This is a genomic window from Ruminococcus sp. 8Y-12, from assembly GCF_058119865.1.
This window is the reverse complement of sequence record NZ_CM176623.1, coordinates 1,539,339-1,559,871: the sequence shown is the minus strand read 5'-3', so window position 1 is coordinate 1,559,871 and position 20,533 is coordinate 1,539,339. Positions and strand designations below refer to the sequence as shown.

The following is a 20,533-nucleotide window of genomic DNA, read 5'->3' as shown; positions in this document are numbered from 1 at the left end:
CACTCCCTTTTACTTTAGCGCAGATCAGGCAGAAAAAGAGCCTGATATCTCAGACTCTCGTGTGGCGTCACTTTCATGGCATTTAAGCTGGTTGCTGCAGTTTCCATGCTCAAAGCTCCACACGCCCCTCCAGAGCCCGAAGCAGGGTCACCTCATCAATGTATTCCAAATCCCCGCCAACCGGTACCCCGCTGGCGATCCTGGTCACCTTTATCCCAGTGGGTTTAATCAGCTTGCTTATATACATAGCCGTGGTCTCCCCCTCCAGACTTGAGTTGGTGGCGATGATCACTTCCTTAACCTCCCCCTGAAGACGCTGCATCAGCTCTTTGAGCTTGATGTCATTTGGTCCCACACCCAGCATGGGGGAAATGGCTCCGTGAAGCACATGGTAGACGCCCTCAAATTTGCCGGTCTTCTCATAAGCCGCCAGGTCCCTGGTGTCCTCCACCACCATGATGACACCCTGGTCCCTTCTGGAATTGCTGCAGATGGGGCACAGCTCCTGGTCCGTGAGGGTGTAACACTGTTTGCAGTAGCGCACGTTCTGCCTGGCCTGGATGATGGAATCGGACAGGCGCTGCACCTCCTCCAGGGGACGGTTAATGAGATAAAAAGCCAGACGCTGGGCAGATTTCGGCCCAACGCCCGGCAGCTTTGACAGTTCCTCTATCAATTTGCTGATCTGGCTGCTATAGTAATCCATCAGAACGGAAACCCTCCGCCTAAGCCTCCAAGCCCGCCTGTAATCTTGGACATGGACGCGCCCGCTTCCTCTTCCATCTTGCGTAGCGCCTCATTGGCTGCAGCCATCACCAGATCCTCCAGCATTTCGATATCATCCGGATCTACAACCTCCTCCGAGAGCTTTACCTTGGTAATCTCACGCTTGCCGGATACAGTGACCTCCACTGCTCCGCCGCCTGCCGCTGCCGTAAACTCCTTCTCCTCCAGGGCTTTCTGGTTCTCTTCCATCTGTTTTTGCATCTTCTGCGCCTGTTTCATCAGGTTATTCATATTTCCCGGCATTCCTCCGCCCGGAAATCCTCCACGTTTTCCCATGGGTATCATCCTCCTAATCTTCTATCTCTATTTCTGCGTGAACCACCTCACGTATGACGTCATCCACACTGATTTTGGATAAGCGGCCTCCGCTCAGATGTTCATCTGCCTGCAGGATCATCTTCACTTCCACACGCTTACCAATCTTTCCCGCTATAATCGTTTCCAGCTCCGCCGCTTTTTCGGCATTGTTAATATAAGGCTCTGCCAGAAAATCAGCAAACACCACAAACAGCCGCTGGTCATCACTGTTTGGATTGTACTTAGGTACCGCGCTGGAGAGGACCACCTTAAAGCGCCCCTGTGTTTCGCCCACAATGCTTTTCCAGAGCTTCATCACTTGCTTTAAATCCTCCGGAGCGGCGTTCTCAAGCTCCCTCTCCCCGGCGTTCTCCTCCCGGTAATCGGAAGGCACATCGGTCCTCCCATTTCCGTCCGGCGTGTAAGGAAGCTCATACTCTCCCTCATACTGAATCGGTTTTGCAAAAACGCCTTCCTCCATCTTTTTCTCCAGAACCCTGATGCGCTCCACCAGGGAGACCTCATCCTTCTCCATCTGGGGCCTGCACAGCTTAATCAGGGCCACCTCCAGAATGACCCTCTTGGAAGCCGCATACTTCAACTGTCCGGATAGCTCTGAAAAAATACGGATATACCGCATCAGAGTATCCTCCCGGATCATCCCTGCCTCCTCCTTCAAGAGCTTTAAGTTCTCTGTAGAGATGTCCAGCACATCCTCCATGTCATCCGAGGACTTCAAGAGCAGCAGATTCCTCATATACCAGGTAAAGTCCGTCACGAACTGGGTGAGCTCTCTCCCCTGCATGATCAGGTCTTCCAGGTGGGCGATCACCCTCACCACATCGCAGTCCAGGATCTCCCGCAGCAGTCTGCTGAACTCCTCCGTGTCCACAGCGCCCAGTACCTCCAGCACGTGATCGTAGGTCAGTTTCTGCCCCAGGTAAAATGCGATACACTGATCCAAAAGGCTAAGTGCATCGCGCATGGAGCCATCCGCCTTTTTGGCAATGTAGCGCAGCGCCTTTTCTTCCACCTCCACCTTTTCCTCTTCCATCAGCTCCCGCAGCCGGTCCGCTATAGTATCCAGGGAGATGCGCTTAAAGTCATACCTCTGGCACCTTGAGAGAATGGTAATGGGAATCTTATGCGCCTCTGTGGTCGCCAAAATAAATATCACATAGGAGGGCGGTTCTTCCAGCGTCTTCAAAAGCGCATTGAAGGCTCCTATGGAGAGCATATGCACCTCGTCAATGATATAGACCTTATACTTCCCGCTGGTGGGGGAATAGGCCACCTCATCCCGGATCTCGCGGATATTGTCCACACCGTTGTTGGATGCGGCATCGATCTCAATCACATTCATGGAGGTCCCGGAGGAAATGGTCCTGCAGGTCTCACACTGGTTGCAGGGATTTCCATCCACCGGCCGCTCACAGTTTACGGCCTTGGCCAGGATCTTTGCAACCGTGGTCTTTCCGGTTCCCCTTGTCCCGCAGAACAGGTAGGCGTGGCCGATCCTTCCGGCATTAATCTGGTTTTTCAGCGTAGTCACAATATGATCCTGCCCCTTCACATCCGCGAAGGAGTCAGGACGAAATTTTCGGTATAAAGCAGTATAGCTCATACGGTCAGTCTCCGAAGCTTAGGCCAATAAGCTTTGCCTCTTTGATTAATGAGTCATCCGGGGATACCATCTTCAGTTTCCCAGCCACATCCTCTAAGGGAACCTTCTTGGTCTTTCCGTTTACCATACCCACCATATACCCATATTCATTTTTGAGAATCAGCTGCGCCGCCGCTGCCCCCAGGCGGGTGGAGAGTACCCTGTCATACGGACATGGGCTGCCGCCCCTCTGTGTGTGCCCCGGGACAGTGATGCGCACCTCAACCCCGGTCTTTTGGAAAATCTGGTCAGCCAGCTCGTAGGATACGGAAGGGTAGGTCCTGTTTTTCAGCTTCTCCTTCAGCTCCTTTTTGGAGAGCTTTGCATCCTCCTTGGAGATCGCACCCTCAGCCACCGCCAGGATGGTAAATCCCTTGCCCGCCTTTGTCCGCTTCGTGATTGCTTCAATCACCTTATCAATGTCATAGGGAATCTCAGGGATCAGGATAATATCAGCGCCTCCCGCGATTCCGGCGTGCAGCGTAAGCCAGCCCACCTTATGTCCCATAACCTCCACAAGGAAAACACGGTTGTGTGAGGCCGCTGTGGTGTGAATGCAGTCAATGGCGTCTGTGGCAATATCCACAGCGCTCTGGAATCCAAAGGTCATATCTGTTCCATAGATGTCATTGTCAATGGTTTTGGGGAGGTGAATGATGTTCAGCCCCTCCTCCCGCAGCAGGTTTGCCGTTTTCTGGGTACCGTTTCCCCCCAGGATCACCAGACAGTCAAGGCGCAGCTTGTAGTAGTTCTGCTTCATGGCCTCCACCTTGTCCAGCCCGTTTGGGTCCGGCACGCGCATCTGCTTAAACGGCTGCCTGGAGGTTCCCAGGATGGTTCCTCCTTTGGTCAGGATGCCGGAAAAGTCACTTGAGGTCAGCATACGGTAATCCCCGTAGATAAGTCCTTTGTAGCCATCTGCAAAGCCGTAGACCTCCAGTTCCTTCAGGTTTGTGCTCAGCCCCTTTACCACACCGCGCATGGTTGCGTTCAGAGCCTGGCAGTCGCCGCCGCTGGTTAACATTCCGATTCGTTTCATCACTCGTCACATCCAATCTTTTTATTTTCTTAGCCGGTTGTTGCTTCCTCCGGCTCTTAATGCCCCGCTGATAAGTTTAATTATATAATATTTTCCCCCATCTCACAACCGCTAATCTTTGATTTTCTATTTGACTATTGCCCGCAATACAGCTATAATAAATAGGCACAGGGTAACGGTTTGGCAAATCCGGGCCGTTACAGCCGCTGTATTGGGAGCGATATCGAAGTGGTCATAACGGGCCTGACTCGAAATCAGGTAGTCCTCACGGGCTCGTGGGTTCGAATCCCACTCGCTCCGCCAGAAAATTCAGCCCACAAACGATTTTATACCGTTTGTGGGCTTTTCGATTAAATGAATTCTAAATACAGAATGCCGCATAAAGAGGAACTAAAGTGTTTTATATCCAAATTATCCAACAGATTGGTGGATTGTCGGTCTACATATCATTGGACGCTTGGCAGCACCTATTTTTTGGTTTTTTATTGCAGAAGGCTATCATTATACACGTGATATTAAGAAATACGCTGCCAGATTATTTCTGTTTGCAATCATTTCACATTTTGCTTAGATTCTAACCTAAAGAATTTATTGTTTATCATTTCTTATTTTTTGATATTATAGTTCATTTAGAACAAAGTATCCATTCGCTTTTGCTCACTCATACACTCCAATCATTTAAGTAGATTATGTATATTACTTACTTGCTGTCCTCGATGTATTTTTGTTTTTGTAGAAGTTGATTTTTTCAAATCTGAAATCTTACGCTTATCGTAATTTTCATACCCTTGCTTTTTTGAAATACATATATTGTGAAAAGTAATTGGAATACCGGCAGACGTGAAAAAGTTAATTCCATCTTGTAAATGGAAATGAATATGAGGCTCAGAGCTATTGCCTGAATTTCCACATTTGGCTATTATTTCGCCTTGATTAACCCTTTGCCCAATTTCAACGATTATGCTTTGTGGCTGTAGATGTCCGATAAACCCATATTCTTTTTCAGCATGCTTTATTAAAATGAAGTTTCCACGAACATCTTTCGCTGTCATTTCAATAATTTCATCTCCAAAGGGTTTTTCATCATCGCAAATATTGCCAATAGCAATAACCATACCATCAGCAGGAGCAAGGACGTTATTTCCATAGCAAGCATATGAAGTTAATTTATCATTGTGTCCATGATGGGTTTTTCCATTGTTATCCATAATAACAAAATCATAAGCATATCTTTGTGTGGGTATTTTCCAAGAGTGTGAAAATTCTTTATCGCAACCTCCATTTATAACAGTCCATTCGCCCTCAAACGGGAGCATATATTGTACTTTGGTACAATAGTTACCATGTGGCAACTTAAAACCATGTGAAATGTAAATATAAGGAATGCAAAGAAACTGCTTTACTCCTTGTAGTATAGCTTGTTTTGATATTTTCATAAATCACCTCAATCATTCTGTGATTATTTTGTGCTTATGTCACTTACCCCTGCTTGCAGTAAAAGTTCCTCTGAAAGATGATTAATCATTTGCTTCGCTTCTTCCTTTGTTGTTTTTATTAATCCTGACGCAATAAATGAAGCAAGTCCATGGGTATAAATCATCATATCCCTATAAAATACACTTGCTTTTTCTATTGAAATTTTAAGTTGTAAAGCAATTTGTTCTACCATCAAGCCATTTTCATCGGCAGTAGTAAACACATCTAAATTACCTGCAATAAAACCACTGTCACCACTCATAAAGAGGTAACTAAATAGTCGTGGTTGCTCAAAAGCTATTTCAATATAGGACATACCAACATTTGTAAATGCGTCCATTCCATTTGCATTTGACCGCATTTTATCATTGGCGTAATTCAAGGCATATTCAGCCAAAGCTTCTCGAAGTCCGTCCATATTTTCAAAGTGCCACACAAGCGGTTGCGTAGAACAACCGATTTCTTTTGAAAGAGTTTTAATATTGATAGCTGAATACCCGTCACGAATGAGCATTTCCAATGCTGCTTCCAAAATTACTTCTTTTGAAATTTGCGTTTTTCTTGCCATTTCAGTACCTCCTAATTACATAAATCAATTTATATAATTATATTTATATTATAATCGATACCTGTGTTTTGTCAATCTCCTCAAATAAAAATTTACAAATCAATTGAATTTTGATTTTTCGCTTTTGCTTATAGGAGCTGAAATACCTCCTATTAGGATATTTCACATCGTTTAATCAGAAGCCGCATCTCTGTAAAATATATATGATCTAAAAAATCCCCACGGAACTGATATTCCGTAGGGATTCCTTCTTTATTATCTATTTTTGCCCATAATAAGCATTCGGTCCATGCTTTCTCATAAAGTGCTTATCCTGAAGCACCTGAGGCGCCGGAGCCGCGTCGTGAGCTAAATGCTCCGTACGGTAAGCCATCTTTGCCACCTCTTCCAGAACCACAGCATTGTGTACCGCCTCTGCGGCATCTTTTCCCCAGGTAAAGGGACCATGGTTGGAACAGAGCACCCCAGGCACATGTACCGGATTTTTCCCCTTAAAGGTCTCTATGATGACAAATCCGGTATTCTGCTCATATGCCCCCTGTATTTCTTCCCGGGTCAGGCTTCTGGCACAGGGAATCTCCCCGTAAAAATAGTCGGCATGGGTTGTTCCGTAGCAGGGAATACTCCTCCCCGCCTGCGCCCAGGATGTGGCCCAGGGCGAGTGGGTATGTACAATTCCCCCCACCTCTGGAAATGCTTTGTAGAGCTCCAGATGTGTGGGTGTGTCTGAAGAGGGATTGTATTCCCCCTCCACTTTATTTCCCTCTAAGTCAACCACTACCATATCTTCCGGTTTCAGGGCATCATAGTCCACCCCGCTGGGTTTAATGACAAACAGGCCCTTTTCCCGGTCAATCCCGCTGACATTTCCCCAAGTGTATGTGATCAGCCCTCTCCTGGGCAGCTCCATATTTGCTTCATATACCTGTCTTTTTAACTCTTCCAGCATTCTCATACCTCACTGAATCTATATCATTGTCTGTGTGTAACGATCCTGTAACATAATAGTTGTGCCTTTTTTACACGGAGAGGTTCTCCACCGCGCATTTCTCAATGGCAATTCCCCTCTTATACCGCTCGATAAAGGTCTCAAAGCCCTCTACATCTCTGGGATCCGGGTCCATTCTGGTTCCCTCGTCCCCTGCAAAGACTTTGTTGGAGAGGTAGGACTCCAGGGTTTCCCCAGCCTCCTTGTTTGCCATGTAGGCTGCCAGCAGGGCAATTCCCCAGGCGCCGCCTTCCCCGGCTGTCTCCATCACATATACCGGTGCATCAATGGATGCGGCCATCACCTTCTGTCCAACGCCCTTTGTCTTAAACAGGCCTCCATGGCCCAGCATCTTATCAATCTGTACGTGTTCCTCCTTCTGCAGGATATCCATACCGATCTTCAGAGCCCCCAGAGCAGTGAACAGGTGTACTCTCATAAAATTGGCCAGATTGAATCTGCTCTCAGGAGTGCGCACAAAGAGCGGACGCCCCTCCTCCATCTCAATAATATTCTCCCCTGAGAAATAACCGTAGGACAGCAGTCCTCCGCAGTCCGGGTCACCCTCCAGAGCCTTATTGTACAGGGTACCGTAGAGCTGGTTCATATCCACCTCTACACCAAAGTTCTCCGCAAATTCTTTGAACAGGTTCACCCACGCGTTCAGATCGGAAGTGCAGTTGTTGGCATGGGACATAGCCACCAGGCTGCCGGAGGGCGTGGTCACCATATCGATCTCCCTATACATCTTGGAGAGCTCCTTTTCCAGCACGATCATGGCAAAAACGGAGGTCCCTGCTGACACATTTCCGGTGCGCTGTGCCACACTGTTGGTAGCCGCCATACCGGTTCCCGCATCGCCCTCCGGAGGACACAGTGGAATGCCTGCTTCCAGGTTTCCGGATACATCCAGCAGCTTTGCACCTTCCTCCGTGAGGCATCCTGCGTCCTCACCTGCTGACAGCACCTGCGGCATCAGCTGACGCAGCTTCCAGGGATAATTTTTACCCTCCACCAAATGGTCAAATTTGTCAATCATCTCCTGGTAGAAGTCCCCTTTGTCCACATCTATGGGGAACATACCGGAGGCATCCCCTACTCCCAGTACCTTCTTTCCGGTGAGCTTCCAGTGCACATATCCGGCAAGGGTGGTGAAGAAATCCACACTGCCCACATGGTCCTGCCCTTCCAGAATGGACTGATAGAGATGGGCAATGGACCACCTCTGAGGTATATTGTAGTTAAAGAGCTCGCTCAGCTCGTCCGCTGCCCTGCCCGTGATGGTATTTCTCCAGGTGCGGAAGGGAACCAGCAGTTTATCTTCCTTGTCAAAGGCCAGGTATCCGTGCATCATCGCGCTGATTCCGATGGAAGCCAGACTGGTAATCGTGACCCCGTACTTCTCTTTTACATCCGAAACCAGATCCTGATAGCAGTCCTGAAGGCCACTCCACACCTCCTCCAGTGTATAGGTCCAGATACCGTTTTCATAGCTGTTTTCCCAGCCGTGGCTGCCGGAAGCGATGGGCTTATGGTTCTCGTCAATCAGTACCGCCTTGATTCTGGTGGAACCCAGCTCAATTCCCAGAACAGCCCTTCCGCTTTTTATTACCTCTGCAATTACATTACTTTCCATACTCATAAATACCTCCTGTTCTCCAAACGAGATCCTCTTATCTGTAAAAGATTGAATTCCATTTTAACTCATTTTTGAAGTTTCGGATAGTGGTGTTATTGTCAATATACACAGCTTCAATTCCCATAGCTGCTGCCCAGTCGCCCATCTGCTCTGCAGTCAGATCATAGGAGAACGCTGTGTGGTGGGCTCCGCCTGCCAGTATCCAGGCTTCGGCTCCGGTTGCCAGATCCGGCTCAGGCGTCCAGAACGCGGTTGCTACCGGAAGCTTAGGCATAGGTTTCTCCACCTTCTTGCAGTTTACGTCATTGATAATCAGTCGGAAACGGTTGCCCAGGTCAATGAGTGAGGTGGCAACTCCGTGTCCCTCCTTGGCTGTGTAGACCAGTCTGGCCGGATCTTCCCTGTCGCCCATGCTCAGCGGGCAAACCTTGATAGAGATGGGGCCGTCTGCAATGGTGGGGCAAACCTCCAGCATATGTGCCTGCAGGATGCCTTCTTTTCCGGGAACCAGGTTGTAGGTGTAATCCTCCAGGAAGGAGGTTCCTTTTGCGTCCGGAATGCCTGCTGCCATGATCTTCATCAGTCTTACCATGGCCGCTGTCTTCCAGTCACCCTCGCCGCCAAATCCGTATCCTTTTTCCATCAGACGCTGGATGGCAAGTCCCGGAAGCTGTTTCAAGCTGCCCAGGTCACCAAAGTGTGTGACAATCGCCTGGTAATTTTTCTCCTCCAGAAAACGCTCAAATCCCAGCTCAATGCCTGCCTGAACAGCCACATGTTTCCGGAACTCCTGCGGGTCTCTCCCCTCCAGGAGAATCTCATATCTGCTGTAGTACTCCTCCACCAGGGTTTCAATATCCCCTTTGGAGACATCCTCCACATACTGTGCAATCTCATTTACCGGGTACGCGTCAATCTCCCATCCGAATTTAATCTGAGCTTCCACCTTATCACCCTCAGTGACAGCCACGTTTCTCATATTGTCGGCCACTCTGGCAACGCGGATATGGCTGCTCTCCATGATACCGATGGCTGTGCGCATCCACTCAGCGATTCTCTTCTGTACCTTCGGATCATCCCAGAATCCTACAATTACTTTTCTCTCAATTCCCATACGGGTCACAATGTGTCCGTACTCCCGGTCCCCGTGTGCGGACTGATTTTCATTCATGAAATCCATATCAATGGAATCATAGGGGATCTCCTGGTTAAACTGGGTATGTAAGTGAAGCAGAGGCTTGCGGAACTCCTGAAGTCCCAAGATCCAGGATTTCGCAGGTGAAAATGTGTGCATCCAGGTGATGACACCTGCGCACTCCTCATCTGCATTGGCGTCGTTAAAGGTCTTACGGATCAACTCATTCGTAATCAATGTTGGCTTAAGTACCACCTCATAGGGCAGCATGCCTGACTTGTTCAGGGCATCCACCATGATGCGGGAGTGCTCAGCCACTTTCCGCAGGCACTCATCCCCATATAAATCCTGTGAACCTGTTGCAAACCAAAACTTGTATGCTCTTCCTGTCTTCATATTCCCTTCTCCTTTTACGTTATTTGGATGGTTGTACTGTTTCTATAACCTATTTTACAACTTGTATGCACGTCTTTACAACTTGTTGTTTTTACATGAAATTTATCCAGATTGGGACTTCTTAGTAGTTTCTGTTTGGAAGCTCCTCGGCCGCCTCCTCTGCCGGAAAGATCCCCTCCTCCACATACTGCAGCTTCTCCACCTTTTTTCCCGCCATAATTTCTTTTATTACCTCCGCTACCCGCGGACCGTGCAGTGGATTACATTCCACAGAGACATTCAGCTCGCCCCGCACCATGGCCTCAAAGGCTGCCTTGACCGCATCAAAGGATATGATGACAATGTCCTTTCCCGGAATTTTCCCTGCCTCCTTGATAGCCTCTATTGCCCCGAAGGCCATGTTGTCATTTTGTGAGAGCACCACGTCAATTTCGTCAAACCGCTTCAGACATCTCTCCATAGCCCTTTTGCCTTCCGTCTGTGTAAAATCCCCGTTTTCCCCGCCTACGATTTCATAGTTACCGTATGATTCAATAACCCCTGAAAAACCTTTTGTCCGCCCAATCTCTGCGCTGGACCCCACCGTTCCTCTCAGAATTACAATATGATGCTGCTCCTTTCCCCTGCCCTGCTTTTCCATGTAATCCACCAGCCATTTTGCCGCATTGACCCCCTCTTTCTCAAAATCAGACCCAACCCAGCAGGTATACAGAGACTCGTCCTCCACGTCAATCCTCCGGTCCACGATGATCACCGGAATTCCCGCCTCCCTGGCTTCCTCCAGCACGGTTTCCCATCCATTCTCCGTGACCGGAGCGATGACGATGACATCTACCTCCTGTGCAATAAAGTCTCTGACCGCCTTGGTCTGGTTTTCCTGTTTCTGCTGCGCATCTGAGATCAACAGCTCAAATCCATTCTCAGGACTCAGGGCCTTCTGCATGGATTCCGTGTTTGCCACCCGCCAATCGGACTCCGCTCCAACCTGGGTGAATCCAACTGTAATCAGCTTTCTGTCCCCCTCTGTCTGCTGTTCCTGCACAAGCATGGCCTTTCTGCTGCATCCAGACAGCATACCTGCCATCAGGGCAGCACAAATCAACAGAACTCCCGTCTTCTTTCTCATTTACCTCAACTCTCCTTCCACTGCTTCCACCTTCTGACGGTTCACCGGTATCTTGAAGCTCACCCTGGTTCCGAATCCGAATTCACTCTCTATGCGCAGCTTACACTCCTCCCCGTAGGTCAGGTACAGCCGCTCATTGACATTCAGAAGCCCAAAACCATTTCTGGTATCAGATGCATAGTCTCCCTCGATCTGATCCTTTAACTGTCTGAGTTCATCCGGTCTCATTCCTCTGCCGGTATCATGGACACAAAAGTGGAGGTAATTCCCCCTCCTCCATCCCTTCACCGTCAGCTTCCCCTTCTCTCGTTTGTTCTTTATCCCATGATACAGGGCGTTTTCCACGATAGGCTGCAGACAGATTTTAAGTATATAGTAGGTGCCGATCTCAGGGTCCATCTCCACCTCATACTCCAGAATATCACTGTAGCGGAACTGTTGGATTTCCAGATAACTCCTCACATGGGATTCCTCCTCGGCAAGGGTGATGAAGTCCTGCCCTTTGCTCAGTGTGGTCCTGAAAAAGATAGAAAGCTGATCTACCATTTTTACCACCTGCTGATGCTGTTCATCCTCCGCAAGCCACATGATGGTATCCAATGTGTTATATAGAAAGTGAGGGTTGATCTGCGCCTGCAGAAGCTTCAGCTCTGTCTTTCTCAGATGAATCTGTTCCTTTTTCACATCCTCCACCAGGCTTCCGATCTTTTTCACCATGATGTTGAAGCTGTTTCCCAGGACTTCCATCTCTTCCATGGGATGCACTTTCACCTGGATATCGAAATTTCCCTTTGCCACCTTCTTCGTGCTCTCGCACAGCTCCCTCACCGGACGGTCAATACTCTCTGAAATGTGTCTGTTCATAATCAGGATCAGGATGATCGTAGCCGCGGTTACTGCCACGCAAAGCTTCAGGGAGTTCATGATCTGTGCTTCCAGCTGGCCTTTAACCTGGCTGGCATGTTCAGCCTCATAGCGTATGTAGTCTGCCATCTTTTCGTCAATCAGCTCAGTCAGCTGATAGATATCCTTGTCCAGAATCTCTGTGCTGTCCTTTCTGCCCAGTACAGCTTCCCCGTTCTGTATGCTCTTCATACTCTTTTCCAGCTGTTTGATCAGCCTGAGGATGGCATCCACCCTCTCCACACTGTTGGCAGTGGTGGCTCCCTGTTTCAGTTTTTCCAGGATCACCCTGGCCTGCTGGATATCTTCATAAGGCTTCACTTCCTCAAAGGTGACGGCTCCCGCCACAATCCGGTACATTTTATAGTCCAGCTGCGCCCGGAAATCTGAGTTGAACTCTGTGGCAACTGCCATATTATTGATCATGCCGCTGTACTTGGTATTAAACGAAGCCATCATAAATATCATCCACAGAATCAATATAATGAAGGGCAGCAGAGTTCCATTCCGGAGTATGTTCAATTTTTGGCGCAGGGAACACCTTTCGAATCTTCCAACGACGTATAAAGACTTTTTCTTCATTATTATTCCTCACTCTTTTCTATAGTCATTTTATTCTGTTGGATTTTTAGAGGACAACTCTTTTCCCCGGCTTCTGTATTCCCTGGGTGAACAATTTTGCGTTTTTTTAAATATGTAATTAAAGTAATGGGAGTTCTTATAACCGACCTGGTAGACAATCTCAGATATTTTCTGATTTGAACACATAAGAAGTTCTTTTGCCTTTTCCATGCGCACTTCTGTCAGGTATTCTACAAACGTCTGACCGGACTCCTGGCTGAAAATGGAGCTGAAATAACTGGGCCTCATATTTACATATGAGGCCAGTCTGTTCAATGACATGTCATCCTCCATATAATGCTCCTGTATATAGCTCTGAGCCTTCACAAGAATATCGGAGTATTTTCTTCCCGCCGCGCTGTCGCGGAGCAGGATGACTCCCTGCAGGATACTCTGCACATACTTCATTGTCTTTTCCAGATTTCCGATGTGCTCGGACAAACCATTGATTTCACCGCAGGTCTGAACAAGCTCTTCCCTGCAAACACCGATTTCCTCCCCAAAAGCAATGACGCTGAAATAAATATCCATACATATATACTGTCTCATCATCAGGGACTTCAGGTTTTCCCCTCTCACATTTCCAAAATATCCTTCAATAAAGCTCTCTACCTCGTCCAATGTGCCGCTGTGCAAAAACTGCTGAACCATCTTACGGGTATTCTCAACGGAGTAAACATTATGAATATCAATATCCATCGTATCATTCTCATAAACATCTCCCCCAGAGACAATTTTGTTCCATTCTTCGGCAAACCTGCTGGCAAATGCCTTGTTGGCCTCATGGTAGGAGTCGCCCAGTTCCCTGAGCCTGTCTACGCTCTTGCCCACTGCTACGTAGTACTCCACGCCCTCATACACATTCGTCAGGGCAACCAGATTGCTGCAAAATTCCCGAATACTGTGTGCCATCTCCTCTTTTCCGTTTCCTTTGATCAGAAACCCCAGTCCTTCTGCTCCCCTCTCATAAACATAGACATTCCCCTGTGACGCGGCATAACTGCGTATCTCTCTCTCCGCCGCTACCACTTGTTCCGAATATTCCATCTCATGCTCTTTGATCCGGAGTTTAAACAAGATGATATTATAGCTCTCCGCCACAAGCTCCATCCCCAGCACATGTCCCTCCGCAAGGGCCTCCGCCATGGGCACCTGCTCCGTAACCAGCCGGTCAAAAAAATCCTGTATCTTCCTCTGCTTGCTCTCCTCCATCTCCAATGAGTATCTCTTCAGAAGTTCCTTTTCCTCACGTTCCTTCTCAATCACCCCGATGATGTCCTTGACTGCTCCCAACAATTTTGTTGAGGAAACCGGTTTCAACAGATACTCCTGCACGCCAATGCGCAGGGCTTCCTGGGCATAGTCAAATTCACCATACCCGCTCAGTATCAGAATCTTCGTTTCCGGCAATTCCTTTAGTACCGTCCGGCTCAGTTCCAAACCGTTCATAAACGGCATTCTTATATCTGTGATGAGGATGTCCGGCTTTGTCTTTCTGATCAGAGGAAAGGCCATCTCCCCGTCAGAGGCCTCCCCTACAAATTCCATTCCCTCTTCCTCCCATTGTATTCCCCTCTTTATCCCATTCCGGATTACTATTTCATCTTCCACTAAAAATACTTTTATCATCTTTCCCACTTCCTTCTCCGCCGCAATACTCCTTTAAATGAGTGATTCTTATTTCTATGTTACAACTTGTCCGCTAGTGTATACAAGTTGTTTTCTCCTCAAACTTTTCACACATTTTAAAAGATGCGGAAAACTATTCCCGGATGTCCCCCTGCTTTTTAATAGTACGCAACTATTCATTACGGTCTGCACAATAAATGCGCAGACCTGTTGAATAGTTACAATTATACCAGTTTTCAAGTGAGAAATCTACTTTGTTCTTCCGGCCGGGATAGATCCCCGCTCCCTGCAGGAATCCCTTATAATCATTTGCGGCTCGATCAGATAGTGTATGTTACTGTCTCTGTGTTCCCCCAGTAAATTAAGAAGCAGGGTTGCCGCCTGCTCCCCAAGCTCCTCTTGAGGATGGGCAATTGTCGTAAGCTTTATATGGCCTGACTGCGCAATAATGGAATTGTCATATCCGGTAACAGAGATATCTTTGGGTACCTGTACATCATTTTCACGCAGCATGCGTATCACCTCCACTGCAATCTGGTCATTGTAACAGACAATGGCATCCAATGGTGTCTTCTGCTCTATCATATCTCCCACCCAACTCACCGGCAGCAGCGTTCTGTCTTCCGTGTGGAACCATGCCACCATATCGGGATCATAGGGGATTCCCGCCTCCTGGAGCCCCCGCACATACCCCTTGTGGCGTTCCCTCCCCTGAATGTCATCCACCTTAAAAATTCCCGCGATATTCCGGTGTCCCAATTCCGTCAGGTACTTTGTGAGCATATATCCCCCTTTGCAGTCATCCATGAGAATATAAGGCTTGCTGCGCATCTGAGGGTATATCCCCTGGATAAACACATATGGAATCCCATAACTGTCCAGTTTTTCGTAGAGATGGGCATGGCGGCAGTAGATCTGGCTCTTACTGGGTTCAATGATCAATCCGTCGATATCCTTGGTCAGTATCTCTTCCAGACACTTTGCCTCCCTTGCCCTGCTGTTGCCTGTATTTTTAAGGATAATGCTGTATCCGTTTTCGGTCAGTACCCTGTCAATTCCCTGGATCAGACGAGGGAAAATATAATCCGATATATAAGTGGTGATAACCGCAATGTTCTTTGAATTGCCTGTGTAGCGCATTCTCTCTGAGCAGAAGGTTCCCCGGCCGTGTTCAGCCGTCACATACCCCTCATTTTCTAGCAGAGCCAGAGCTTTCCGAACCGTGTGGCGGCTTATCTGATAAGCTTCTGTCAACTGGTTCTCGGAGGGCAGCCTGTCCCCTGGCATGTATTTGCCGGACAGGATCTCCCTCTTTAACTCCTCCATAAGGGCATAGTATTTTGTTTTTCCGTTTTCTTTCATCTTGCTATCCTCCTGCCCTTATTCTACAACTTGTATCGTGGTCCATACAAGTCTTTTCTCCCTTTTTATAAAACTTGATGCTTCCGAAATCCCCTCCCTGCTGTCAGAAACAGCACCGCCGCAAGGACTGCGTACGTCACCAGCGCCACGGCAGGATAGCTGAAGACCGTATCACCGAAGGAATATACCATAAGTTTTGTAAAAGAGAGGTCCAGTGCATTGATGGGCATCAGAGCAAGCAGATGGTTAAAAATGCCGTAGACTGCTGTTGTTTTCACAAACTTAGGAAGAAAGAGCAGTACGAAGCTTAGAACCAGTACTCCGCTGGGGTTTTTCATTCTTGCTGACGCAAACACTGTTATCCCTGTCATCACCAGAGCTGCCAGAAACCCGATTCCCAGCATCAGAAAGGCAGCCTGGGCCATACTCAGGTCATAGCCTATAGGCTGCCGCAGCCTTTGCCCAAACCAGTTTTGTCTTTCCATATTTCGAGGCAAGCATCACCGCATCTGCCCCGGACTGATATTCCCCGGCAAACATGGGTGACAGCGCCACACTGACTGCATAGATAATAAAAAGGCTCCAGGAAGAAATATTCAGCATGCTTTTCCAGCCACCGTAGTATCCGTAGCGGAAAGGTTTCTCCACCTCAGCGTAGGTTTCTCTCCAAAACTCCTTTTCCCCCTCTGTCAGCCCTTCTCCCCGGTAGGTTTGGCTAAGGGATGCCTCCAGGGCATTCTCATAGCTGGGATAAAAGCCTGCATTTTGTTCCTTCATAGCTGTAAACGCGTCCCTCCAGCTGCGTTTTTCTCCTTTGTAATCAAAGGCGGATTTTGCCAGATGCAGATGTCCCAGCACTGGGTACACCTGCCCCCAGTAAACCTCCTCTTTCAGTCCGTCTGTCTCAGAATTTACCTGTAGATTTTCCGGTTCTTCATAGAGTTTCAGATAGGCATCGATTTCCTCCATTATCTTCTCCTCAGACAAAGGCCCTTTAATTCCCTCCTCCCTTGCCTTTTCCAGAGCAATGGCCTGAAAACCGGACTGCACGCTCCCGTTCTCATCATTAGTCATCTCCCCCTTAACCATCATTACAGTAAAAACCAGAAGCAGCAGCAGACAGCCTCCCAGCGCTGCCTTTGTGTTCCGGCTTCTGAGAATTTTTTTCCATTCAAACACAATCAGCCTGGCCATTTTTCATTCCTCCTCTCCTCGGAATCCGGAAAACATGACAGGTACAGATCCTCCAGAACAGGGGCTGCCTGCACCGCGTTTTCACTTGGCTTTCTGTCGGCAATCATCCGCATCCTGGCTTTCCCGTCCTGGTGATGGATGTTTGCAAGACATCCTTTTTCCATCAGCTCCTGAGCCTCCTCCTCCAAAACCGTACAGTCCCAGACGTGTCCTTCCATGGTCTGTGTAAGTTCCTGCACAGTCCCCTGCAGGATAAAGCTTCCTTTTTTCATTACCAAAATCTCATCCGCAATATATTCCACATCCGACACAATATGTGTGGATAGGATTACCAGCCTTCCCTTTGCATAGTCCGCAATCAGATTGCGGAAACGGACGCGTTCCTTGGGGTCCAGACCTGCCGTAGGTTCATCCAACACCAGAATATCTGGGTCCCCCAGCAATGCCTGGGCAATTCCCAGGCGCCTGCGCATTCCCCCGGAAAAGGTCTTAATCCTCTGCTCCGCGGCATCCGCAAGGCCCACCACATCCAAAAGCTCTCTGCCTCTTTTCCTGGCATACCCTGGCAGCAGCCCTTTTAAAGCGCCTGAGTATTCCATAAATTCCCTTGCTGTAAACCCCGGAAAATATCCAAAGTCCTGGGGGAGATACCCCAGCATGCCCCGGAATTCCTCCCCCATGGCCAGATGATCCCTTCCATTCACTTTTACACTCCCCTCTGTAGGCTTAAGTATCCCGCAGACAATCCTCATAAGGGTTGTCTTCCCAGCCCCGTTTGCTCCCAGAAATCCGTAAATCCCCTCATGCATGTGCAGGTTTATCCGGTCCACTGCTGTCTTGCTTCCAAAATGTTTGCTCAGATTCTCAATTTTTAAATCCATATTCTCCTCCAATCATTCCTGTCATTTTCCTGGCTTCACACACCAGAAGCACCAGGCTTACTCCCATCATGACATACCAGATTTCTAAATATCTGCCCGCATATGGATCTGCTCCGCAAAGGCAGATTCCTGTAAGACAGACGCCCAAGATACCTCCCAGCGCCAGACAGCTCTCCCGTTCCCGTGTATTCCCAGCTCTGCGAAAAATAGCAAGACAGCCTGCGCTCATCAGATTAAAGGGAACCAGGCAGTAGGCGAGCACCTGCAGCAGAGATGTCCCTCCACGGCTGTATGCTGTGAGTATTACGGTCAAAAGCAGAATCACATCCGCACTTCCCAAAATCAGTAGTTTAACCGCAGCTGTCTTCTTAATATCATTTCTCATGGTCAGCAGCAACTCATGCATCCCGGGATTGAACAATTTAGAAAACTCCTCCGCATTGGTCAAAAGAAACAGCGGACCTGCCATGGATACGGACACCCAAGCCAAACTGCCCTCGCCCCTGTCCGTCATCTGCGTAAATGCCAAACAGCAAAGAGAAAGTACAGCCAGCTGCAGCAGCCAAACCCTTGCAGGAATCCATCGGATCTGTCCTTTGAAAAACTCACGGTCTGTCATTTTTCTTCGCTCAATCTGTCTCCCCTCCTCCTTTACCAATTCCATGGACCTTCTACAGACACCCTTGTCATATTCAGGTACCGTTTCCCTGTTTAAGCTGTAAAATATATTTCTTTCCCACCTCTTCATTTTCTATCTCCTTTCAAAAACGCGCTCAACTGCCGGGTGCCCTGTTTTACCCTGTACTTTGCCGTGGATACCGTGATCCCAAGTATCCTGGCAATATCCTGGTAGCGCAGCTGCTGATAAAAGCGCAGAATCACCGCTTCCCGCACTTCCCCTTCCAGCTCCTCCAGCGCCTGACGCACCGCCAGGCGGTCCTCGACCTCCTCTGCTTCCTGTGCCTGGCTCTGCCGCTCATAGTCCGCAATCGGATACCATAGCTTTCGCCTGTAATAATCCCTGCACAGGTTTCCCGCCACCACATACAGATAGTTGGCAAACTTTCCATATTCCCGGTACTGATCCAGGCTCTGCACCACCCGCAGAAAGGTCTCCTGCGTCAGATCCTGCGCTGCCTCCCTATGCCCGGTGTGGCGGTAGCAGTAGGCGTAGACCTGTCCGTAATAGCTCTGAAACAGTTGATCCAACAGCTGGGTGTCCCCGTCCTGTATTTTTCGTACGATTTTTTTCTCTGTCACAATAACTCCCTCCGAAACGTTTCAAATAGTATAACGTATGAAAGTTATAAAAAGTCAAATAAAAAACAAAAAAGCAGCTAATCATCAAAGATTAACCGCTTGGTATCCTGTTCAAATATCGAAAATAATGCTTTTTCGTGAGAAAGCCTTTCTTTTTCCGCTGTTTACGATGGTTTCAATCTCCGGAAATTTATTTCTAATGTCAGGAACGGGTCGAATTTGTATCACTTTTCCGTATCACGTAAATATCTCCGTCTGCTCCCTCAAAAGCCGCTCATGCTCCTCCCTATCCCTGCTGATCAATTCGTAGGTGAGAAACTGGGGAGCGACCCTTTCTACCAGTTTACGCACCCCTGGTTCTGCAAACGGCTGGTGCAGATCAATCTGAAAAATATAGGAAAATACCTGGCACCATCTTTCATAGTAGTCCTGCGCCCACTCCATTGGGCTTGCCAGCATCCCCTTGACAAACTCGCTGGTGATGGACTGCTGAAGATGCATTCCTTTAATCTACTTTAAAAGATCCTTATGTTCATCAAGCATCCTGTTGATATACCGAAGGCCCTCCTCCTGATTTTTAAGATCCAGATTGGTGTGCAGCAGATGTCCTGTGTCCAGAATCAGCCCTTTCTTTTCATCATGCACCTAATCCAACAGGCGTCTGGTAATTTCCGGCCTGGTAAATCTCAGGCCCGGCCACCACAGGTTCTCCATCAGAAAATAGAATGAAGAAATTGCTCCACTCCGCATTTTGCTGCGGAACCCACGTCATTCTCTGTCTGCAAAAGGCAGAAAAGGCTGCTGCCGGTTACTGTGGCATCAGCCTTTCTACTCCATTTATCCTAGGCAATTTCTTTCAGCCTCTGCAATGCATCCCTCTCCAGGATACACTCCCCGTGCTCCCTAAGGAATGCCTTCTGTCCTTTTGATACAGCGGCAACATCCGCAAATTCTGCTATATTCACAGTGCACCACTTGATCTGCTCCTCATTGTCCTTTTCCGGGTCCATGAATAGCATATAGATGTCATCATACTTGTACAGAGAGTTCTCCAGATTCATATCCTCACGGAGCAGCCTGGAAACCTCGATTACCTGATCCAGGTCCTCAAATTCACAGATCAGGTGCGGCTCCTGGGGAACAGACTCCTGTCTGGTGATGGAAAAGGTTACTTCCTCCTCACTCACCTCCTGGAGCTGGCAGTGGAGCAGATATCCTTCTGACTCAAACATATAGTCCCGTGCCGCCTGCCTCATCGCTTCCTGAAAGAGGGACCTGGCCTTTTGCGTGCCTGTCAGGAAATCGTTGATATTTATTTGGTTTTTGATAAAGTCTTCTTTGTCCAATGACCATAGCAGCTGGGCATCGCTGATTCTTTCGAGCTTCATGGTGTTTCCCCCTTTCTGTGTTATCCAACAAATATTATATTTGTTATACATAGACTATAACACATTCTTTTCTCAATTGCAACACCTGGATGTCCCCCGTGAATTTACAGACTCTTTCACAGGTTTGTGTGTTATTATCTATTTATATTATAGCACAGTCAAATAGGGGATGCTACACTTTC

At 48.2% G+C, this 20,533-nt stretch carries 22 protein-coding genes and 1 tRNA gene; 2 read left to right on the top strand and 21 right to left on the bottom strand.

Annotated features, from left to right (window positions below; all coding sequences use genetic code 11):
• Positions 1-109: 109 nt before the first annotated feature.
• From recR to AC0THY_RS05790, 4 genes are read right to left on the bottom strand one after another with little or no spacing between them, the layout of a single operon-like run.
• Positions 110-706 carry a recombination mediator RecR gene (gene recR, locus AC0THY_RS05805; protein WP_489993515.1) on the bottom strand — a complete coding sequence of 199 codons (597 nt, stop codon included), beginning with the start codon at positions 704-706 and terminating at the stop codon, positions 110-112.
• Entirely contained in the window at positions 706-1,062 is a 357-nt protein-coding gene (locus AC0THY_RS05800; RefSeq protein ID WP_489993514.1) for a YbaB/EbfC family nucleoid-associated protein, read from the bottom strand. The genes recR and AC0THY_RS05800 overlap by 1 nt, the downstream gene beginning before the upstream one ends.
• A 13-nt stretch (positions 1,063-1,075) precedes the next feature.
• The gene (dnaX, locus tag AC0THY_RS05795) at positions 1,076-2,707 is read right to left on the bottom strand and encodes a DNA polymerase III subunit gamma/tau (protein WP_489993513.1); all 1,632 of its coding nucleotides are present in this window, start codon (positions 2,705-2,707) and stop codon (positions 1,076-1,078) included.
• A gap of 4 nt (positions 2,708-2,711) precedes the next feature.
• Positions 2,712-3,785, bottom strand: a complete 1,074-nt coding sequence (locus tag AC0THY_RS05790; protein ID WP_489993512.1) for a 6-phosphofructokinase — start codon at positions 3,783-3,785, stop codon at positions 2,712-2,714.
• A 214-nt stretch (positions 3,786-3,999) separates the two neighbouring features.
• Here AC0THY_RS05790 and AC0THY_RS05785 point away from each other — a divergent pair.
• Together AC0THY_RS05785 and AC0THY_RS05780 are read left to right on the top strand one after the other, a co-directional pair.
• Positions 4,000-4,088 (top strand) — tRNA-Ser (locus AC0THY_RS05785).
• Positions 4,089-4,215: 127 nt separating this feature from the next.
• Positions 4,216-4,356, top strand: a complete 141-nt coding sequence (locus tag AC0THY_RS05780) for a TraX family protein (protein ID WP_489994150.1) — start codon at positions 4,216-4,218, stop codon at positions 4,354-4,356.
• Between the two features lie 103 nt (positions 4,357-4,459).
• On the opposite strand, the gene AC0THY_RS05775 is transcribed toward AC0THY_RS05780, so the two are convergent.
• From AC0THY_RS05775 to AC0THY_RS05695, 17 genes are all read right to left on the bottom strand, one after another.
• The gene (locus AC0THY_RS05775) at positions 4,460-5,221 is read right to left on the bottom strand and encodes a M23 family metallopeptidase (protein WP_489993511.1); all 762 of its coding nucleotides are present in this window, start codon (positions 5,219-5,221) and stop codon (positions 4,460-4,462) included.
• A 23-nt stretch (positions 5,222-5,244) separates the two neighbouring features.
• Positions 5,245-5,829 (bottom strand): TetR/AcrR family transcriptional regulator, encoded by a 585-nt coding sequence (locus tag AC0THY_RS05770; RefSeq protein WP_489993510.1) that lies wholly within the window; start codon positions 5,827-5,829, stop codon positions 5,245-5,247.
• 259 nt (positions 5,830-6,088) lie between these two features.
• The gene (araD, locus tag AC0THY_RS05765) at positions 6,089-6,778 is read right to left on the bottom strand and encodes an L-ribulose-5-phosphate 4-epimerase (protein ID WP_489993509.1); all 690 of its coding nucleotides are present in this window, start codon (positions 6,776-6,778) and stop codon (positions 6,089-6,091) included.
• A 70-nt stretch (positions 6,779-6,848) separates the two neighbouring features.
• Positions 6,849-8,459 carry a xylulokinase gene (locus tag AC0THY_RS05760; protein WP_489993508.1) on the bottom strand — a complete coding sequence of 537 codons (1,611 nt, stop codon included), beginning with the start codon at positions 8,457-8,459 and terminating at the stop codon, positions 6,849-6,851.
• A 31-nt stretch (positions 8,460-8,490) separates the two neighbouring features.
• A complete protein-coding gene (gene araA, locus AC0THY_RS05755; protein ID WP_489993507.1) occupies positions 8,491-9,987 on the bottom strand; it encodes an L-arabinose isomerase in 1,497 nt (498 codons plus the stop codon).
• A gap of 121 nt (positions 9,988-10,108) precedes the next feature.
• Entirely contained in the window at positions 10,109-11,113 is a 1,005-nt protein-coding gene (locus AC0THY_RS05750; protein ID WP_489993506.1) for an ABC transporter substrate-binding protein, read from the bottom strand.
• Positions 11,114-12,475 (bottom strand): sensor histidine kinase, encoded by a 1,362-nt coding sequence (locus tag AC0THY_RS05745; RefSeq protein WP_489993505.1) that lies wholly within the window; start codon positions 12,473-12,475, stop codon positions 11,114-11,116. It abuts the gene before it with no gap.
• 153 nt (positions 12,476-12,628) lie between these two features.
• On the bottom strand, positions 12,629-14,266 hold the full coding sequence (locus AC0THY_RS05740; RefSeq protein WP_489993504.1) for a response regulator: 1,638 nt from the start codon (positions 14,264-14,266) through the stop codon (positions 12,629-12,631).
• A 249-nt stretch (positions 14,267-14,515) separates the two neighbouring features.
• Entirely contained in the window at positions 14,516-15,628 is a 1,113-nt protein-coding gene (locus AC0THY_RS05735) for a GntR family transcriptional regulator (protein WP_489993503.1), read from the bottom strand.
• Between the two features lie 65 nt (positions 15,629-15,693).
• The gene (locus AC0THY_RS05730; RefSeq protein ID WP_489993502.1) at positions 15,694-16,113 is read right to left on the bottom strand and encodes a hypothetical protein; all 420 of its coding nucleotides are present in this window, start codon (positions 16,111-16,113) and stop codon (positions 15,694-15,696) included.
• Positions 16,061-16,822 carry a hypothetical protein gene (locus AC0THY_RS05725; RefSeq protein ID WP_489993501.1) on the bottom strand — a complete coding sequence of 254 codons (762 nt, stop codon included), beginning with the start codon at positions 16,820-16,822 and terminating at the stop codon, positions 16,061-16,063. The genes AC0THY_RS05730 and AC0THY_RS05725 overlap by 53 nt, the downstream gene beginning before the upstream one ends.
• Entirely contained in the window at positions 16,810-17,703 is an 894-nt protein-coding gene (locus AC0THY_RS05720) for an ABC transporter ATP-binding protein (RefSeq protein WP_489993500.1), read from the bottom strand. Before AC0THY_RS05720 ends, AC0THY_RS05725 begins: the two co-directional genes overlap by 13 nt.
• Positions 17,687-18,451: a hypothetical protein gene (locus AC0THY_RS05715; RefSeq protein ID WP_489993499.1), complete on the bottom strand. Its 765-nt coding sequence runs from the start codon at positions 18,449-18,451 to the stop codon at positions 17,687-17,689. Before AC0THY_RS05715 ends, AC0THY_RS05720 begins: the two co-directional genes overlap by 17 nt.
• On the bottom strand, positions 18,448-18,963 hold the full coding sequence (locus tag AC0THY_RS05710) for an RNA polymerase sigma factor (RefSeq protein WP_489993498.1): 516 nt from the start codon (positions 18,961-18,963) through the stop codon (positions 18,448-18,450). Before AC0THY_RS05710 ends, AC0THY_RS05715 begins: the two co-directional genes overlap by 4 nt.
• Before the next feature lie 237 nt (positions 18,964-19,200).
• Complete coding sequence (locus AC0THY_RS05705) at positions 19,201-19,464, bottom strand: hypothetical protein (protein WP_489993497.1); 264 nt, start codon at positions 19,462-19,464, stop codon at positions 19,201-19,203.
• Positions 19,465-19,473: 9 nt separating this feature from the next.
• On the bottom strand, positions 19,474-19,608 hold the full coding sequence (locus AC0THY_RS05700; RefSeq protein WP_489993496.1) for a hypothetical protein: 135 nt from the start codon (positions 19,606-19,608) through the stop codon (positions 19,474-19,476).
• Positions 19,609-19,805: 197 nt separating this feature from the next.
• On the bottom strand, positions 19,806-20,351 hold the full coding sequence (locus tag AC0THY_RS05695; RefSeq protein WP_489993495.1) for an adaptor protein MecA: 546 nt from the start codon (positions 20,349-20,351) through the stop codon (positions 19,806-19,808).
• Positions 20,352-20,533: the final 182 nt, after the last annotated feature.

Bases quoted from the DNA above. Each gene is read 5' to 3' on its own strand.
- AC0THY_RS05750 (WP_489993506.1), bottom strand. From the start codon at position 11,113: ATGAGAAAGAAGACGGGAGTTCTGTTGATTTGTGCTGCCCTGATGGCA.
- AC0THY_RS05705 (WP_489993497.1), bottom strand. From the start codon at position 19,464: ATGCATCTTCAGCAGTCCATCACCAGCGAGTTTGTCAAGGGGATGCTG.
- AC0THY_RS05725 (WP_489993501.1), bottom strand. From the start codon at position 16,822: ATGGCCAGGCTGATTGTGTTTGAATGGAAAAAAATTCTCAGAAGCCGG.
- AC0THY_RS05735 (WP_489993503.1), bottom strand. From the start codon at position 15,628: ATGAAAGAAAACGGAAAAACAAAATACTATGCCCTTATGGAGGAGTTA.
- AC0THY_RS05745 (WP_489993505.1), bottom strand. From the start codon at position 12,475: ATGATGGCTTCGTTTAATACCAAGTACAGCGGCATGATCAATAATATG.
- AC0THY_RS05775 (WP_489993511.1), bottom strand. From the start codon at position 5,221: ATGAAAATATCAAAACAAGCTATACTACAAGGAGTAAAGCAGTTTCTT.
- AC0THY_RS05770 (WP_489993510.1), bottom strand. From the start codon at position 5,829: ATGGCAAGAAAAACGCAAATTTCAAAAGAAGTAATTTTGGAAGCAGCA.
- AC0THY_RS05695 (WP_489993495.1), bottom strand. From the start codon at position 20,351: ATGAAGCTCGAAAGAATCAGCGATGCCCAGCTGCTATGGTCATTGGAC.
- AC0THY_RS05740 (WP_489993504.1), bottom strand. From the start codon at position 14,266: ATGATAAAAGTATTTTTAGTGGAAGATGAAATAGTAATCCGGAATGGG.
- dnaX (WP_489993513.1), bottom strand. From the start codon at position 2,707: ATGAGCTATACTGCTTTATACCGAAAATTTCGTCCTGACTCCTTCGCG.
- araA (WP_489993507.1), bottom strand. From the start codon at position 9,987: ATGAAGACAGGAAGAGCATACAAGTTTTGGTTTGCAACAGGTTCACAG.
- AC0THY_RS05790 (WP_489993512.1), bottom strand. From the start codon at position 3,785: ATGAAACGAATCGGAATGTTAACCAGCGGCGGCGACTGCCAGGCTCTG.
- araD (WP_489993509.1), bottom strand. From the start codon at position 6,778: ATGCTGGAAGAGTTAAAAAGACAGGTATATGAAGCAAATATGGAGCTG.
- AC0THY_RS05720 (WP_489993500.1), bottom strand. From the start codon at position 17,703: ATGGATTTAAAAATTGAGAATCTGAGCAAACATTTTGGAAGCAAGACA.
- AC0THY_RS05760 (WP_489993508.1), bottom strand. From the start codon at position 8,459: ATGAGTATGGAAAGTAATGTAATTGCAGAGGTAATAAAAAGCGGAAGG.
- AC0THY_RS05715 (WP_489993499.1), bottom strand. From the start codon at position 18,451: ATGAAGAGGTGGGAAAGAAATATATTTTACAGCTTAAACAGGGAAACG.
- AC0THY_RS05800 (WP_489993514.1), bottom strand. From the start codon at position 1,062: ATGGGAAAACGTGGAGGATTTCCGGGCGGAGGAATGCCGGGAAATATG.
- AC0THY_RS05730 (WP_489993502.1), bottom strand. From the start codon at position 16,113: ATGGAAAGACAAAACTGGTTTGGGCAAAGGCTGCGGCAGCCTATAGGC.
- recR (WP_489993515.1), bottom strand. From the start codon at position 706: ATGGATTACTATAGCAGCCAGATCAGCAAATTGATAGAGGAACTGTCA.